Origin of the sequence: Streptomyces acidicola (assembly GCF_009377235.1) — a bacterium.
Lineage (GTDB): Bacteria > Actinomycetota > Actinomycetes > Streptomycetales > Streptomycetaceae > Streptomyces > Streptomyces acidicola.
Genome location: NZ_VMNX01000074.1, coordinates 1 through 17,182 on the forward strand (window position 1 = coordinate 1; position 17,182 = coordinate 17,182).

Here is a 17,182-nt window from a genome sequence, read left to right on the forward strand (position 1 = left end):
CGCTCAGAGAGCCACGTAGGCGGGGGCGAGGAAAAATCCGGACCGCCCCGCCTACGTGGCTCTCTGAGCGAGGGAGAGTGTGCGGTGGGCGGAGGCCACGACCGCCGCGTCGACGAAGCAGCCGTTCGGGAGTGCCTGGGCTCCGGGCTCCTTGGCGGCGGCCGCGAGGATCTCCTCGGCCGACTCGATCTCCTCCCGCGTCGGCAGGTACGCCCGTTCGATGACGGGAAGCTGGCGGGGATGGATGGCCGTGCGGCCGAGGAAGCCGAGGGCGCGGCCGTGGGCGCAGGAATGGGCCAGGCCGTCGAGGTCCCTGGTGTCCGGGTAGATCGACTGGGCGGGAGGCGGCAGGGACGCGGCCCGGGCGGCCAGGACGACCCGGGAACGGGGCCAGTCCAGCGCCGTGTCGGACCGTACGCCCAGTTCGGCCCGGAGGTCGGCCTCGCCGAGAGCGATGCCCTTGAGCGCCGGGTGGGCGGTGGCGACGACGTAGGCCTGTTCCACGCCCAGGGCCGTTTCCAGGAGGGCGTACAGGGGCATCGCTCCGCCCTCGGCGGGGGCGGACTCCTCCGCCACGTGGACGACCTGCGCGGGGGACGTCACCTTGGGCAGGCGCAGGCCCGAGAGGCCGGGGAGAGGGGCCAGAGCGGTGAGGTCGGCCGCCGCGGGCGGGGTGTTCAGGGCGTTCACGCGGACGTGGACCGGAACCGGCGGGGGTTCGGCGAGCAGGTCGGCGGTGGCCGTGCGCGCGTACTCCTTGCGGTCCGGGGCCACCGCGTCCTCCAGGTCGACGACGACCACGTCCGCGCCGGAGGCGAGGGCCTTGGAGACCACCTCTGGGCGGTCGCCGGGGACGTACAGCCAGGTCAGGGGGTAGGCCTCCGTCGGCATGGGAGGCGTGGGAGGCGTAGGAGTCACAGGGGGCGTCGGAGTCACAGGACGCCTTCCGAGCGCAGGTCGGCGAGGTCCGTGTCCGTCAGGCCGAGCTCCGTGAGGATGGCCTCCGTGTCCGCGCCGTGCGGCCGGCCCGCCCAGCGGATCGCGCCGGGGGTGGAGGACAGGCGGAAGAGGATGTTCTGCATGCGGAGAGGGCCCAGTTCGGGGTCGTCGACGGTCGTGATGGTGTCGAGCGCCTCGTACTGGGGGTCTCGCATCACGTCCCGTACGTCCTGGATGGGGGCCACCGCCGCCTCCGCCTTCTCGAAGGCCTCGGTGACCTCCTCCCGGGTGTGGCGGGCGATCCACGCTCCCACCGCCTCGTCGAGGACGTCCGCGTGGCGGGCCCGGCCCGTGCCCGTCGTGAACCACGGTTCGGTGGTCAGTTCGGGGCGGCCCACCAGTCGCATCACCCGCTCGGCCACCGACTGGGCCGAGGTCGAGATCGCGACCCAGCGGTCGTCCGCCGTGCGGTAGGTGTTGCGGGGCGCGTTGTTCTGGGTGCGGTTGCCCGTACGGGGCTGGACGTGGCCCAGCTGGTCGTACCAGAGGGGCTGCGGGCCCAGGACCGTGAGGATCGGTTCGATGATCGCCATGTCGACCACCTGGCCCTCGCCCGTGCGCCCGCGGGCGGTGAGGGCCGTCATCACCGCGTATGCCGTCGTCAGGCCCGCGATGGAGTCGGCCAGGCCGAACGGCGGGAGCGTCGGCGGGGCGTCCGGTTCGCCGGTGATCGCGGCGAAACCGCTCATCGCCTCCGCGAGGGTGCCGAAGCCCGGGCGGCGCGCGTACGGGCCGTACTGGCCGAAGCCGGTGACGCGGGCGAGGACCAGCCGGGGGTTCGCGGCGGACAGGTCGGACCAGCCGAGGCCCCATTTCTCCAGGGTGCCGGGGCGGAAGTTCTCGATGATCACGTCGGCGGTCGCGGCGAGCCGCAGCAGTGTCGTCCGGCCGCCCGGCTTGGACAGGTCCAGAGCCATCGTGCGCTTGTTGCGGCCGAGGAGCTTCCACCACAGACCCACGCCGTCCTTCGACGGGCCGTGGCCCCGGGACGGGTCCGGTCGGCGCGGATGCTCGACCTTGATGACCTCCGCGCCGAAGTCGCCGAGCATCGTGGCGGCCAGCGGGCCGGCGAAGAGGGTCGCGAGGTCCAGGACGCGGAGGCCGGACAGCGGTGCGGGCGTCGCGTTCACTTCGTGCATCGAGGGGTCGTCTCCCGGAGGGTGAGCTGGGCGAGGGCGTCGAAGCCGATGCCGTTGAAGTCGGCGACGGAGGTGGCCAGACGGTTCTTGAGGGGCTGGGTCCAGCGCTGGGGCAGGCCGGTGGGGTCGCCGGCGAGGAGGCCCGCGACGCTGCCCGCCGTCGCGCCGACCGAGTCGGTGTCCAGGCCGCCCGACACCGCACGGCAGATGGAGCCGGTGAAGTCGCCGTCCGCGTGGGTGAGGGCGGCGGCGAGCAGCGCGGTGTTGGGGACGGCGTGGACCCAGTGGTAGTCGGCGTGGGTGAGGTGGAGCCGGTCGACCACCGTGTCGAAGTCCCGGTGGTCCTGGGCCAGTTGGATGGCGTGGCGGACTGCCCGGGCCAGGCGGGAGCCGGGGGGTACGACCCGCAGTCCTGTGCGCAGGCAATGGTGGACGTCGTGGGTGCCGGCCGCGGCCTCGGCGATGGTGGCGGCGGCGAACATGGCCGCGTAGACGCCGTTCGCCGTGTGGGTGAGGACTGCGTCGCGGTGGGCCTGTCCGGCCGCGGTCGCGGGGTCGCCCGGGTGGGTCCAGCCGTGGACGTCGGCACGGATGAGGGCGCCGATCCACTCGCGGAACGGGTTGCGATGGCGGGCCGTGCGCGGTGGGGCGATGCCGCTGAGGAGGTTGCGGTAGGCGACGCGTTCGGCGGTGAAGGTGCGGCCCGCGGGGAGTTCGTCGAGCCAGAGCCGGGCCACGTCGGCGGTGGTGAATCCGGGGCCGTGGCGCTGCAGCAACAACAGGTTGAGCAGGGCGTAGTTGAGGTCGTCGTCCTCGGGCATGCCGTCGATGTTCTCGGCGAGGGAGGTGGCGGCCGAGCGGCGGTTCCAGGGGTGGGCAGCGGCGAGGTCGGCGGGCAGGCCGAGTGCGGTGAACCAGGTGCTGAGGGGCCAGTTGCCGGTGGCCCGGGCGAGCTCGCGGATGGCGTGGAGAGGGAGCTTCTCCACGGGTTTGCCGAGGAGACAGCCCGCGGCCCGGCCGAGCCACGCGGCCTCCAGGCGGGCGAGATGGCCGGCCGGGACGTTCCCGTCCCCCGAGGTCGGCCACTCGGGGCACAGGGCGCGGATCCCGTCGAGCTCCGTCGGCTCCACGTCCCGCAATCCGCTGGGCAGATCGGCCAGTTCGTCCAGCAGGTCCTCGGCGAGCAGTCGCAGGTACGGCGACACGGGCTCCGGTGACGCGCCGTCGCGGGGCGGGGCCGCCGGGCCCCCGGCCGCGGTCCAGCGCGCCGCGACCGCCGACGGCTCGCGGCCGTCCTGGGTGGCCTGCCGCAGTTCGTGCCCAAGGAGGTCCTCCGGCTGCACCCAGGTCAGGCGCAGGGCGGTCACCGCCCGGCCGCCAGGGGCGCGAAGGCCTCCTCGTGCGCCCTTCGGCGCCGTACGTCCCGTTCGAAGACCTCGCGCGCCACCTCCGCGAGAACCGCCGCCGGGGCGTGCAGGTCCAGACGGCTGGCCTCGGCGACCTGCTTCGCCCAGTCGGAGGGGACCTCCGAGCCGAGCGCGCCCGCGAGGGCACCGGACATCGTGGCGATGGAGTCGCAGTCGCGGCCGTAGTTCACCGAGCCGAGCACGGCGTGCCGGTAGTCGCCGCGCGCCACCACCAACATGCCCAGCGCGATGGGGAGTTCCTCGATGGCGTGCAACCGGGAGGGGCGGCGGGCACCCAGGGAGGGGGAGCGGTAGTCGGGACCCACGGTGTCGTACGGCGTCACCGCCTTGCGCAGGGGCGTGAGCGCCGACTCGAAGTCCGTGTAACGGGACGCCACTTCGCAGACCGTCTCGATCGCGGCCCGGGTGCCGTCCTTGGCCAGGGACAGACAGGCCGCGACCACCGAGTCCGGGGTCGCGCCCGGCGCGCACGCCGCCGCCACGGCCGCCGCGAACACCCCGGCCGCCTCCCTGCCGTACGACGACTGGTGGGCGCCCGCCACGTCGAGCGCCTCGGCGTACGCGCCCCGCGGATTGGCCGCGTTGACCAGGCCGACCGGCGCCATGTACATCGCGGCACCGCAGTTGACGATGTTGCCGACGCCGGCCTCGCGCGGGTCGACATGGCCGTAGTGGAGGCGGGCCACCAGCCACTTCTCCGCGAGGAAGATCCGCTGCAACGGCAGTGCCTCCGCCTGGAGTTCAGGGATCCAGCGCGGGGTCGTCATCAGGTCGGGGACCAGGTGCTCGGCGACGGCGTACGCGTCGAGGTGGTCGCGGACCGTGGCGTACACGCGGACCAGCGCGTGGGTCATGAGGGTGTCGTCGGTGACGTGTCCGTCGCCCTTGTGGTAGGGGGCGATGGGGCGGGCCGTGCGCCAGTTGTCGCCGTTCCAGGGGCCGACGACGCCGTGCACGCGGCCGCCGTGGCGTTCGGCGATCTGCTCGGGGGAGTAGCCCTCGACGGGGCCCCCGAGGGCGTCCCCGACGGCCGCGCCGACCAGGGCGCGGGTGATGCGTTCGTCCAAGGCCGGGCTCTCTTCCCGTTCGTTCGGAGTGTTTGGATTGTTCGGAATCTTCGGAGTGTTCGGAGTTTCGTGTGTGCGAGTCGTATCTGAATGGCGCTTCATGTCCGAATCATTCACCTGGGGTGGCCAGTTCCGTGGCTGCGAGCAGTTCGGCGAGGTGTACGAGATCCGTACCGGTGAGGCGGGGCAACGCGCAGCCGGAGAGGGTGCGGCAGGCCTCCCGCCATGTGGCCGGGATGGCGGCGTCGCCGCCGAGCGCGCCGGTCAGGGCACCGGCGAGGGCGGGGGCGGAGTCGGCGACACGGGACAGGCAGGCGGCGGCGGGTACGGCCTCGGCGATCCGGCCGCGGGCGGCGGTGGCGAGCGCCAGGGCGACGGGGACGGTCTCGGCGGCCGCGATGCCGTAGCTGTAGACGTGGTCGACGATCTGGTGCTCCAGGAGCGGCACGAGAGCGAATGTTCCTTCGCTTGCGTGGTCCTGGGCGAGGCGCACCGCGTGCCGGGCGTTGCGGCCGATCTCTGTCTCAGCCGGAAGCTCGGCGAGCGCCGCCGCCACACAGGCGTCCACGTCCGCGCCGTCGAGCGCGAGCGCGAGCGCGGCGCCCATGGCGCGGGCGCCGTGCACACCGTCGCCGTCCTGCGTGTAGCGCGCGTCGAACTCGGCGAGCTCGGCGGCGAGTTCGGGGTCCCCGGTGTGGGCGATGGCGAGCACACAGGCCCGTACGCAGGCGGCGTCGTCGAAGTAGTGCGGATTGTCGTGGCCCGTGGCTGGCGGGCGCAGTCCGGCGGCGAGGTTGCCGAGTCCGGCGCGTACGGAGATGCGGGCGCGCAGTGGCAAAACGGCCGACTCGACCTCGGGTGCCCGCTCGGCGGCGGCCGCGACCTCGCTGGCGACGGCGTTCCAGGACAGGTCGATCGCGGCGCGCATCCGCCGGGCCCGGCTGAGGTCGCCGAGCGCACCGCAGTCCCCGGCCCGCAGCACGGCCTCCGCCGCGAACACCGCCCACTCCGCGTCGTCGGAGGGCCCGAGCCTGAGCGGTTCCGGCGGCTGGTTGAGCGCGATGGGTACGGGCAGCGTGGTCGTCGCGTTCTGCTCGGCGAACGTGTCCAGTTCGCGGGTGAGCCGCCGGGTCCACTCCGGCATCCGGGCGGCCCGGTGCCGCGCGGCGGGCCAGCCGGCGGCGTCACCGGCGGCGAGCCCGAGGAGGAGGCCCTTGATGCGGTGGCCCTCCGGGGGGTGCGCGGGCGTGCCTGCCTCGGCTTCGCCTTCGGCCGGTTTTTGTTTCCCACTCGCACCGCCCGTGCGGCTTTCGTCTTCGGGTGCGGGTGGCCCCTGTGGGGTGTTCTCGTCGTCGGCGGCTGCGGGTCCGAGCGGGGCTTCGGCTGTTTTCTCGGTCCAGGGCGCGAGTGCCTTCACGGTCGTACCTCGTTCTCGTCCGTGGTGAGTACGTACGCGTCCCGCTCCGCGGTCGGGGCGTCGTCCGGCGGGAGGCCCGGCAGCAGTCCGGGCGCCCACTTGGGGGACTCGTCCGGGGTCAGCAACTCCGCGATGTCCAGGACGTGGTGGCCCTCCATCGAGGGCAGGCAGCTGCCCCGCGCCGGGCCGATCGCCGCCGCCCAGGCCCCCGGGATCGCCGAGACGCCCCGGGTGGCGCCGGCCAGCGCGCCCGCCACGGCCGCCGTCGTGTCGGCGTCGCGCCCCATGTTGACGGCCGTGAGGACCGACTCCGTGAAGTCGCCGTCGGCCGCCGCGTACGCGCCGAAGGCCAGGGCGACGGCCTCCGGTGCCAGGTCCGTCCAGGGGTAGCCGCCGATCACCACGGCGGAGCGGACCGCGCGCTCGCCGAGATGGGCGGCCGCCACCGCCCGGCGCAGGGAGCGGGCGGTCCAGGAGTCGTCCGGGACGAGGGCCAGGGCCGAGGCGACCACGGCGATCGTCGGGGCGCCTCCCATCGCGGCCGCCACGCCCGCCGCGACCGCCTGGCCGCCGTAGATGCCCTCGCCGTCGTGGCTCACCGAACCGTCGATGGCGACCAGCCGGGCCGCTTCCGCCGGACGGCCCGCAGCGAAGACACCGAAGGGCGCGGCCCTTATGGCCAGCCCGTCGCTCCAGGCGTGCCGGTGCTGGGCCGAGATCGGTGCCGCGAGGCCCCGGCGCAGGTTCTCCAGCGTGCCGCGCTCGCTGAAGCCCGCGCCGCGGAACGGGCCCTCGTCACGGTCCGCGATCCACTGGTGCCAGGCCGACTCCACATGGGCGACCGTGAGCGCCGACCCGTGCCGGGCCAGTAGCAGCCCGGAGAAGATCGCGTACTCGGTGTCGTCCGTGCCGCAGGGGCGCTCGGCCACGTACCCCGTGATCCGGCCCCAGCGCGCACGGATCTCCGACGGCTTCATGTTCTCGGCGGGTGCGCCGAGCGCGTCCCCGACGGCGAGCCCGAGCAGCGCGCCGCGGGCCCGCTCGCGCAGGTCGGCGGCGTCCCCGGGCGCCGGGACCGAGGGAGTGCAGGCGATGGCAGCCATACGATGCCTCTCTGAGGGCCTAAGCGACTCCAGGGAAGTGCAGGCACGCCCCGTGCCGCCCGGCACGCACCCTGGCGACGCCGAGAGCACGCACCGGACGACGCGGGAACGCACGCGTACGTCCCCGGCACCGCTTAGCTGCGAGTAGTTGATCCGCTCTTCGGATCTTTGCCACACGCTGCGCCCCACCGGCTTCCGGAATCCCCGCCAATCACCCGGTCGACATCTGTGCGGAACCCTGTACGAATGAGCGGGCGAGGGTGCGTGATGCCTTGAAACCACTGGCCCGCATGCTGAGATGCCGCAGGTAAGTACGGCCTTCCTTGCTGGCAGGAGCGATTTTCCGCGCGTACGTTCGGGTGTTGAAGAGGGCTGAAGACGGCCGACAGCATCCGAGGGGGACCCGAATCGTGACCATCATCGACACCGCGGCGACGCTGCACGAGGCGCACCGGGACAATCACACGCACCGGGATGTGAACGGTGGCTGGTTGCGTCCGGCCGTCTTCGGGGCGATGGACGGGCTCGTATCCAACCTGGCCCTCATGACCGGTGTCGCCGGCGGGTCCGTGGGTCAGCAGGCGATCATCCTCACCGGGCTCGCGGGGCTCGCCGCGGGGGCCTTCTCCATGGCCGCCGGGGAGTACACCTCGGTCGCCTCGCAGCGCGATCTCGTCGAGGCCGAACTCGACGTGGAGCGGCGGGAGTTGAGGAAGCATCCGGAGGACGAGGAGCAGGAACTCGCCGCGCTCTACGTCAGTCGTGGCGTCGAGCCGGAGCTCGCCCGCAAGGTCGCCGGACAGCTGTCGCACGATCCCGAGCAGGCTCTGGAGATCCATGCCCGTGAGGAACTGGGCATCGACCCCGGAGACCTGCCCTCGCCGACCGTCGCCGCCGTCTCGTCCTTCGGCTCCTTCGCCCTGGGCGCCCTGCTCCCCGTGCTGCCGTACCTGCTCGGTGCGACGACCCTGTGGCCCGCCGTGCTGGTGGCGCTCGTCGGGCTCTTCGGATGCGGCGCCGTCGTGGCCAGGGTGACGGCACGGAGCTGGTGGTTCAGCGGGCTGCGGCAGCTCGCGCTCGGTGGTGCCGCGGCGGGTGTGACGTACGCTCTGGGCAGTTTGTTCGGTGCGGCCCTATGATGGGTCGGCTCACTACCTATGCGAGGGGTCGCATAAGTAGTCGTTACCAGACGGTTTCGAATGCTTAACCGCTGGGCATGAGCCGTAAGCGCCGCGGGCAATGACGCTCGCTCCGCACTCTGTGGTGGGCGACGCCCTCCTCTGCACATCCCGAGCCGACGGGCATTGATCTGTTCGTCCGGCTCCCCCTGACTCCGCCGCCGCGCGCGGTACCCGCGCCGCGCGCCAGCGGCGTCCCGCATGTTGGAACGAACTGTCCCGGTTCCCGAGAACCGTTCCATCATGTAACCTGCACGAAATTTTGAGCAGAGGGCCAGCGTCGTCCCTCGGCACCTGCTATATGCCACTGACGACGACGGGAGAGCCGATGCGTACGCCGCGCCAGCCGTCCCAGCACTCCACGAATGGCCAGAAGTGGTCCTTCATGGATGCTCGCCCTGCTGCGCAGGGAATGTACGACCCCCGCAACGAGCATGACGCGTGCGGCGTCGGCTTCGTCGCGACCCTCACCGGCGAGGCGTCCCATACCCTGGTCGAACAGGCCCTTACGGTTCTGCGCAACCTGGAGCACCGGGGTGCCACCGGCTCCGAGCCCGACTCCGGCGACGGCGCCGGAATCCTCTCCCAGGTACCCGACGCCTTCTTCCGTGAGGTGGCCGGATTCAAGCTGCCCGAGGCCGGCGCCTACGCGGTCGGCATCGCCTTCCTCCCGGAGAACGGGACCGAAGATGCCGTCTCGCGGATCGAGACGATCGCCGCCGACGAGGGCCTGACCGTCCTCGGCTGGCGCGAGGTGCCGGTCGCCCCCGAGCTCCTCGGCGCCACCGCCCGCTCGACGATGCCCGCCTTCCGCCAGGTCTTCGTGACCGACGGCGCGAGCAAGGGCATCGACCTCGACCGCAAGGCGTTCGTGCTGCGCAAGCGCGCCGAGCGCGAGGCCGACGTCTACTTCCCGTCGCTGTCCGCGCGGACCATCGTCTACAAGGGCATGCTCACCACCGGTCAGCTGGAGCCCTTCTTCCCGGACCTGTCCGACCGCCGGTTCGCGTCGGCCATCGCGCTGGTCCACTCGCGCTTCTCGACCAACACCTTCCCGAGCTGGCCGCTCGCCCACCCGTACCGCTTCATCGCGCACAACGGCGAGATCAACACGGTCAAGGGCAACCGCAACTGGATGCGCGCCCGCGAGTCCCAGCTGGTCTCCGACAAGTTCGGCTCTGCCGACAATGGACGCAGCGGCTCTGCCGACAATGGACGCGTCGGCTCTGCCGACAACGGACGCGGCGGACCGCAGGAGACGCTGGAGCGGATCTTCCCGATCTGTACGCCCGAGGCGTCCGACTCCGCCTCCTTCGACGAGGTCCTGGAGCTGCTCCACCTCGGCGGCCGCTCGCTCCCGCACTCCGTGCTGATGATGATCCCGGAGGCGTGGGAGAACCACGACTCCATGGACCCCGCCCGGCGCGCCTTCTACCAGTACCACTCCACGATGATGGAGCCCTGGGACGGTCCGGCCTGCGTCACCTTCACCGACGGCTCCCAGGTCGGTGCCGTGCTGGACCGCAACGGCCTGCGCCCCGGCCGTTACTGGGTCACCGACGAGGGCCTCGTCGTCCTCGGCTCCGAGGTCGGCGTCCTCGACATCGACCCGTCCAAGGTCGTCCGCAAGGGCCGCCTGCAGCCCGGCCGCATGTTCCTCGTCGACACCGCCGAGCACCGCATCATCGAGGACGACGAGATCAAGGCCCAGCTCGCCGCGGAGAACCCGTACGCGGAGTGGCTCGAGGCCGGCGAGATCGAGCTGTCCGACCTGCCCGAGCGCGAGCACATCGTGCACACCCACGCCTCGGTCACCCGCCGCCAGCAGACCTTCGGGTACACCGAGGAGGAACTGCGCGTCCTCCTCGCGCCGATGGCCAAGGCCGGCGCCGAGCCGATCGGCTCCATGGGCACGGACTCGCCGATCGCGGCCCTGTCCGAGCGCCCCCGGCTGCTCTTCGACTACTTCACCCAGCTGTTCGCGCAGGTCACCAACCCGCCGCTGGACGCCATCCGCGAGGAGCTCGTCACCTCGCTGCGCTCCTCGCTGGGCCCGCAGGGCAACCTGCTGGAGCCCACGGCCGCGTCCTGCCGGTCGGTCACCCTGCCCTTCCCGGTGATCGACAACGACGAGCTGGCCAAGCTCATCCACATCAACGCCGACGGCGACATGCCCGGCATGAAGGCCGCGACCCTCTCGGGCCTGTACCGGGTGAGCGGCGGCGGTGAGGCGCTGGCCGCCCGTATCGAGGAGATCTGCGCCGAGGCCGACGCCGCCATCGACAACGGCGCCCGCCTCATCGTCCTCTCCGACCGCCACTCGGACGCCGAGCACGCGCCGATCCCGTCGCTGCTGCTCACCGCGGCCGTCCACCACCACCTCATCCGCACCAAGGAGCGGACCCACGTCGGGCTGGTGGTCGAGGCCGGTGACGTCCGCGAGGTCCACCACGTCGCGCTGCTCATCGGCTACGGCGCCGCGGCCGTGAACCCGTACCTGGCGATGGAGTCCGTCGAGGACCTCGTCCGCGCGGGGACGTTCCTGTCGGACATCGAGTCCGAGAAGGCGATCCGCAACCTGATCTACGCCCTCGGCAAGGGCGTCCTGAAGGTCATGTCCAAGATGGGCATCTCCACCGTGGCCTCCTACCGCGGTGCCCAGGTCTTCGAGGCCGTCGGTCTCGACGACGCCTTCGTGGAGGAGTACTTCAACGGCACGGTCACCAAGATCGGCGGCGTCGGCATCGACGTCATCGCCAAGGAGGTCGCCGCCCGCCACGCCAAGGCGTACCCGGCCTCCGGCATCGCCCCGGCGCACCGCGCGCTGGAGATCGGCGGCGAGTACCAGTGGCGCCGCGAGGGCGAGCCGCACCTGTTCGACCCGGAGACGGTCTTCCGCCTCCAGCACTCCACGCGCGCGGGCCGCTACGACATCTTCAAGAAGTACACCGAGCGCGTGAACGAGCAGTCCGAGCGCCTGATGACGCTGCGCGGCCTGTTCGGCTTCAAGAGCGACCGCGCGCCGATCTCCATCGACGAGGTCGAGCCGGTCTCCGAGATCGTCAAGCGCTTCTCGACCGGCGCCATGTCGTACGGCTCGATCTCCCGCGAGGCGCACGAGACGCTCGCCATCGCCATGAACCAGCTCGGCGGCAAGTCCAACACCGGTGAGGGCGGCGAGGACCCGGAGCGCCTGTACGACCCGGCGCGCCGGTCGAGCATCAAGCAGGTCGCGTCCGGCCGCTTCGGCGTGACGTCCGAGTACCTCGTCAACGCGGACGACATCCAGATCAAGATGGCCCAGGGCGCCAAGCCCGGCGAGGGCGGCCAGCTGCCCGGCCACAAGGTGTACCCGTGGGTGGCGAAGACCCGGCACTCCACGCCGGGCGTGGGGCTCATCTCCCCGCCGCCGCACCACGACATCTACTCCATCGAGGACCTGGCCCAGCTGATCCACGACCTGAAGAACGCGAACCCGCAGGCGCGGATTCACGTGAAGCTGGTCTCGGAGGTCGGCGTCGGTACGGTCGCCGCGGGTGTCTCCAAGGCGCACGCGGATGTCGTACTGATCTCGGGTCACGACGGCGGTACGGGTGCCTCCCCGCTGACCTCGCTCAAGCACGCGGGCGGTCCCTGGGAGCTCGGCCTCGCCGAGACCCAGCAGACGCTGCTGCTCAACGGCCTGCGCGACCGTATCGTCGTGCAGACCGACGGCCAGCTGAAGACCGGCCGTGACGTGGTCATCGCCGCGCTGCTCGGCGCCGAGGAGTTCGGTTTCGCGACCGCGCCGCTCGTCGTCTCCGGCTGCGTCATGATGCGCGTCTGCCACCTGGACACCTGCCCGGTCGGCATCGCCACCCAGAACCCGACCCTGCGGGAGAGGTTCACCGGCAAGGCCGAGTACGTCGTGAACTTCTTCCAGTTCATCGCCGAGGAGGTCCGCGAGGTCCTCGCCGAGCTGGGCTTCCGCTCCATCGAGGAGGCCGTCGGCCACGCCGAGGCGCTCGACGTGACCCGCGCGGTCGACCACTGGAAGGCGCAGGGCCTGGACCTGGAGCCGCTGTTCCACGTTCCCGCCCTGCCCGAGGGCGCGGTGCGCCACCGGATCGTCCCGCAGGACCACGGCCTGGAGAAGGCACTCGACAACGAGCTGATCAAGCTCGCGGCGGACGCGCTGTCCGCTTCGGACGCGACGGACGCCCAGCCGGTGCGCGCACAGGTCAAGGTCCGCAACATCAACCGCACGGTCGGCACCATGCTCGGCCACGAGGTGACGAAGAAGTTCGGCGGGGCCGGTCTGCCCGACGGCACGATCGACATCACCTTCACGGGCTCGGCGGGCCAGTCGTTCGGTGCCTTCCTGCCGCGCGGTGTGACGCTGCGCCTGGAGGGCGACGCCAACGACTACGTCGGCAAGGGCCTCTCCGGCGGCCGGGTGATCGTCCGTCCCGACCGGGGCGCCGAGCACCTCGCCGAGTACTCGACGATCGCGGGCAACACCATCGCCTACGGCGCGACCGGCGGCGAGCTGTTCCTGCGCGGCCGTACGGGCGAGCGGTTCTGCGTCCGCAACTCCGGCGCCCTGGTGGTGTCCGAGGGCGTGGGCGACCACGGCTGCGAGTACATGACCGGCGGCCACGCGGTGGTCCTCGGCGAGACGGGCCGTAACTTCGCGGCCGGCATGTCCGGCGGCATCGCGTATGTGATCGACCTGAACCGCGACAACGTCAACGTCGGCAACCTGGGCGCGATCGAGGCCCTGGACGACACCGACAAGCAGTGGCTGCACGACGTGGTGCGCCGCCATGCCGAGGAGACCGGCTCGACGGTCGCCGAGAAGCTGCTCGCGGACTGGGACGCGTCCGTGGAGCGCTTCAGCAAGATCATCCCCAGCACGTACAAGGCAGTGCTCGCCGCCAAGGACGCCGCCGAGCGAGCCGGTCTCTCCGAGACCGAGATCACCGAGAAGATGATGGAGGCGGCGACCAATGGCTGATCCCAAGGGCTTCCTGAACCACGGCCGCGAGGTCGCCACGTCCCGCCCGGTCGGCGAGCGCGTCAAGGACTGGAACGAGGTCTACGTCCCCGGTTCGCTGCTCCCGATCATCTCCAAGCAGGCCTCGCGCTGCATGGACTGCGGCATCCCGTTCTGTCACAACGGCTGCCCGCTGGGGAACCTGATCCCGGAGTGGAACGACTACGCGTACCGCGAGGACTGGGCGGCCGCGTCGGAGCGTCTGCACGCGACGAACAACTTCCCGGAGTTCACGGGCCGTCTGTGCCCCGCTCCGTGCGAGTCGGCCTGCGTGCTGGGCATCAACCAGCCTGCGGTCACCATCAAGAACGTCGAGGTCTCGATCATCGACCAGGCGTGGGAGACCGGCGACGTCGCCCCGCAGGCGCCCGAGCGCCTGTCCGGCAAGACGGTCGCGGTCGTCGGGTCCGGTCCCGCGGGTCTGGCTGCCGCCCAGCAGCTGACCCGGGCCGGTCACACGGTCGCGGTGTACGAGCGCGCCGACCGTGTCGGCGGCCTCCTCCGCTACGGCATCCCCGAGTTCAAGATGGAGAAGCGGCACATCAACCGCCGTATCGAGCAGATGCGCGCGGAGGGCACCCGCTTCCGCACCGGCATCGAGATCGGCCGCGACCTCAAGGCGACGGACCTGCGCAAGCGGTACGACGCGGTCGTGATCGCCGCGGGCGCCACGACGGCCCGTGACCTCCCCGCCCCCGGACGCGAGCTCAAGGGCGTCTACCAGGCGATGGAGTACCTGCCCCTGGCCAACAAGGTGCAGGAGGGCGACTACGTGGCGCCCCCGATCTCGGCCGAGGGCAAGCACGTCGTCGTGATCGGCGGCGGTGACACGGGCGCGGACTGCGTGGGCACGGCCCACCGTCAGGGCGCGGCCTCGGTGACCCAGCTGGAGATCATGCCGAGGCCGGGTGAGGAGCGTGCCGGGCACCAGCCGTGGCCGACCTTCCCGATGCTCTACAAGGTCACCTCGGCCCACGAGGAGGGTGGCGAGCGCCTCTACTCCGTCTCGACCACCCACTTCGAGGGCGACGAGGACGGCAACGTCCAGTGGCTGCACCTCATCGAGGTCGAGTTCGTCGACGGCAAGCTGACCCAGAAGCCGGGCACGGAGCGCCGGATTCCGGCCCAGCTGGTGACGCTGGCGATGGGCTTCACGGGCACGGACCGCGAGAACGGCCTTGTCGACCAGTTCGGCCTGGACCTCGACGAGCGGGGCAACATCGCCCGCGACGCCGACTTCCAGACCAACGTGCCGGGCGTGTTCGTGGCGGGCGACGCCGGCCGCGGCCAGTCGCTCATCGTCTGGGCCATCGCGGAGGGCCGCTCGGCGGCGCGCGGGGTGGACCGCTTCCTCACGGGCGCGAGCGACCTGCCGGCCCCGATCCGGCCCACGGACCGGGCGCTGATGGTCTGAGAGCCCGCACGAGAACGGTGACCTGACGGTCACTCATATACGTCCCGTACAACGGCGTACGGAACACGCGACGCCCACCCCTTGTCCCCGACCGGACGTTGGGTGGGCGCCGCATTTTTGCGCCCGCGCCGCCCTTACCCGTCCCGTACCCAGGGGCGCCGCCCCTTCGCCCCCTAGGGGCTCCGCCCCCTGGACCCCCGCTCCTCAAACGCCGGAAGGCTGGAATGTGCGGGCCGGGCTGGGAGCTTGCCCGGCGGGGCCGGGATCTTCCGCCGGCGGATTTTCAGCCGAGGCCAGGCACCACCCAGCCCGTCCGGCGTTTGAGGACGAGGCCGTTCAGGCCGACAAGCGGGGGGTCTGGGGGCGCCAGCCCCCAGGGAAGGGATGGGACGAGTAGGGGCGGCGGGGGCGAAAAAAGCCCCTGTGGCTACTCCGCCACCCGGAACGTCTCCCCGTACACCTGCCACACCAACGGCGTCCGCAACTCCAGGTTCCCGTCGTACAGGAACCGCCGCTGAGCCGTATCGATGCGGGTCGTGTCGAGGTCGGGGTTGTCGGACTTCATGGACGTGCGGCGGACGTCGAGGAACATATCCAGGTACGTTTTCTCGCGGCCGCCCTCCGCCGGCGTGTCCGCCTCCTGGAGGGCACGTTCGCGGAGGCCGTAGAAGCCGTCGGGGCCGGTGCCGGGGCCGTGGTGGACCATGGCGTCGTAGTAGACGAACTGGCCGAGCGTGCCGAGGCCGTCGAGTTTGGCGAGGCGAACCGCGGGGTCGAAGTAGACGCGGTCGCGTTCGGAGTCCTGGGCCTCGCGGAAGGCCGGGGCCTTCGCCTCCGCCTGCCAGGCCTCGGTGAAGCCGGGGTCGAGGCCTTCGTGGGAGTCCGTGCCGTCCACCTCGCGCAGCGCGGGAAGATAGGCGGCGAGGCCGTTGTCCGGGTGGGACTTCGTGTAGCGCTCGATCAGGACGCGCAGGTCGTTGGTTCCGGTGCAGAAGCCGATGATGCCCGCGGTGTAGCCGCAGCCGTCTCCGGCATCCTCGATGGTGCCGTATGTGGTGCGCCAGTCGAGGGTCGAGTTCTCGGCGCTCGCCACCAGTTTCTGGGCCAGTTCCTTCTTGTCGGGGGCGGCCAGGCCCGGGGGCGCCGCGGCGATCACTTTCTCGTCGGCCTCGCGTTCGGCCTCGGCCCTTGCCTTGGCGTCCTGGCGGGCCTGCTGGGACGCGGACACCCGGCTCCCGGGGGAGTCCGGGGCCGAGGACTCGGGCGTGAAGACGTAGACCGCCGCCGTGATGACGAGCGGGGCGGCGGCGAACAGGAGGCAACCGGCGCGTTTCATGGCGCATAGCGTATGTGGGGAGCGTGTGGGTGAGTGACGGGCGTGTTGTGAGACGCCCGCGCGCTCCCTGCTCCACGCGTCTCGGGTGCCGCCCCGCGTCTCCCGCTGCCGTGCCTCAGGCCGTTCCGTTCTTCAACGCCGAGGCCATCCCCACCGCCAGAAGCACCAGTACCGCCAGCAGCGCCACGCACGCCCCCACCTGCACCAGCGTGCGACGGTCGCCGCGGGGTGCGTACGCGAAGGCCAGGGCCACCGCCGCGCCCGTCAGCAGGCCGCCCAGGTGGCCCTGCCAGGAGGTGATCGCCGCGGAGAGGACCAGCCACAGGAGCAGGCCCGCCATGAAGCGGTTGACGCTCCCCGGGTCGGCACCGAGGCGGCGGGCCAGGACGTAGTACGCGGCGCTCACTCCGAAGAGCGCCCCCGACGCCCCCACCGTGCTCGTGGTGGGTGCCAGGAGGAGGACCAGGACCGAGCCGCCCAGCGCGGACAGCCCGTACAGGGCGAGGTAGCGGGAGCGGCCGAGCTGCGACTCCACCACTCGGCCCACGTTCCACAGCGTGACCATGTTCATCACGATGTGCAGGATCCCGAACGTGCCCTGCGTGGGCGGCAGATGGAGGAACGCGCCGGTGAGCAGGCGGTCCCACTCGCCGTTCACGACGCCCTCGGGCGCGAAGCCGGCGGGGTAGGTGTCCTGCCAGACGTAGTGGCCGCCGTCCGGGCCCGTCAGCCCCGCCCCCAGCATCGAGAAACGGTCCAGGATCTCCGGGCGGACCACCTCGGCCAGGTAGGCGAGGACGTTCAGGGCGATGAGGGCGTACGTCACGAGCGGCCCCGTGGTGATACGCCCGCCGAACACCGTGCGCGCCTCCCGGACCGACCGGGCGCCCTCCCGTACGCACTCCACGCACTGGTGCCCGACGGCCGCCTCCCGCATGCAGTCCGGGCAGATGTACCGGTCGCACCGTGTGCAGCGGACGTGGGACTCCACCCTGGGGTGGCGGTAGCAGGTGGTGACGGCGGACTCGGACGGCGAATCGGGTTCCACTGCCGGCTCCTTGTGGGTG

General features: G+C 71.8%; 11 protein-coding genes. 3 read left to right on the top strand and 8 right to left on the bottom strand.

The window, feature by feature from the left end:
* Positions 1–51: 51 nt before the first annotated feature.
* The 6 genes from FPZ41_RS20400 to FPZ41_RS20425 are packed head-to-tail and all read right to left on the bottom strand — an operon-like array spanning position 52 to position 7,152.
* The gene (locus tag FPZ41_RS20400) at positions 52–891 is read right to left on the bottom strand and encodes an HpcH/HpaI aldolase/citrate lyase family protein (protein WP_152864612.1); all 840 of its coding nucleotides are present in this window, start codon (positions 889–891) and stop codon (positions 52–54) included.
* A gap of 41 nt (positions 892–932) precedes the next feature.
* A complete protein-coding gene (locus tag FPZ41_RS20405) occupies positions 933–2,138 on the bottom strand; it encodes a CaiB/BaiF CoA transferase family protein (RefSeq protein WP_152864614.1) in 1,206 nt (401 codons plus the stop codon).
* Complete coding sequence (locus tag FPZ41_RS20410; protein ID WP_322620489.1) at positions 2,126–3,505, bottom strand: ADP-ribosylglycohydrolase family protein; 1,380 nt, start codon at positions 3,503–3,505, stop codon at positions 2,126–2,128. The genes FPZ41_RS20405 and FPZ41_RS20410 overlap by 13 nt, the downstream gene beginning before the upstream one ends.
* Entirely contained in the window at positions 3,502–4,734 is a 1,233-nt protein-coding gene (locus tag FPZ41_RS20415) for an ADP-ribosylglycohydrolase family protein (RefSeq protein ID WP_152864616.1), read from the bottom strand. Before FPZ41_RS20415 ends, FPZ41_RS20410 begins: the two co-directional genes overlap by 4 nt.
* 7 nt (positions 4,735–4,741) lie before the next feature.
* On the bottom strand, positions 4,742–6,049 hold the full coding sequence (locus tag FPZ41_RS20420) for an ADP-ribosylglycohydrolase family protein (RefSeq protein WP_322620490.1): 1,308 nt from the start codon (positions 6,047–6,049) through the stop codon (positions 4,742–4,744).
* Positions 6,046–7,152, bottom strand: a complete 1,107-nt coding sequence (locus FPZ41_RS20425) for an ADP-ribosylglycohydrolase family protein (protein ID WP_322620491.1) — start codon at positions 7,150–7,152, stop codon at positions 6,046–6,048. Before FPZ41_RS20425 ends, FPZ41_RS20420 begins: the two co-directional genes overlap by 4 nt.
* A gap of 410 nt (positions 7,153–7,562) precedes the next feature.
* Between FPZ41_RS20425 and FPZ41_RS20430 the strand changes: the two genes are divergently transcribed.
* The 3 genes from FPZ41_RS20430 (at position 7,563) to FPZ41_RS20440 (ending at position 14,779) form a co-directional block, all read left to right on the top strand.
* Positions 7,563–8,291 (top strand): VIT1/CCC1 transporter family protein, encoded by a 729-nt coding sequence (locus FPZ41_RS20430; RefSeq protein ID WP_322620492.1) that lies wholly within the window; start codon positions 7,563–7,565, stop codon positions 8,289–8,291.
* Between the two features lie 367 nt (positions 8,292–8,658).
* A complete protein-coding gene (gene gltB, locus FPZ41_RS20435) occupies positions 8,659–13,326 on the top strand; it encodes a glutamate synthase large subunit (protein WP_152864621.1) in 4,668 nt (1,555 codons plus the stop codon).
* On the top strand, positions 13,319–14,779 hold the full coding sequence (locus FPZ41_RS20440) for a glutamate synthase subunit beta (RefSeq protein ID WP_152864623.1): 1,461 nt from the start codon (positions 13,319–13,321) through the stop codon (positions 14,777–14,779). Before gltB ends, FPZ41_RS20440 begins: the two co-directional genes overlap by 8 nt.
* A gap of 427 nt (positions 14,780–15,206) precedes the next feature.
* Here FPZ41_RS20440 and FPZ41_RS20445 read toward each other — a convergent pair whose 3' ends face one another.
* Both FPZ41_RS20445 and FPZ41_RS20450 read right to left on the bottom strand, forming a co-directional pair.
* Positions 15,207–16,115 (bottom strand): chitosanase, encoded by a 909-nt coding sequence (locus FPZ41_RS20445; protein WP_152864625.1) that lies wholly within the window; start codon positions 16,113–16,115, stop codon positions 15,207–15,209.
* Between the two features lie 115 nt (positions 16,116–16,230).
* Positions 16,231–17,163 (bottom strand): rhomboid family intramembrane serine protease, encoded by a 933-nt coding sequence (locus FPZ41_RS20450; protein ID WP_322620493.1) that lies wholly within the window; start codon positions 17,161–17,163, stop codon positions 16,231–16,233.
* Between the last annotated feature and the right edge of the window lie 19 nt (positions 17,164–17,182).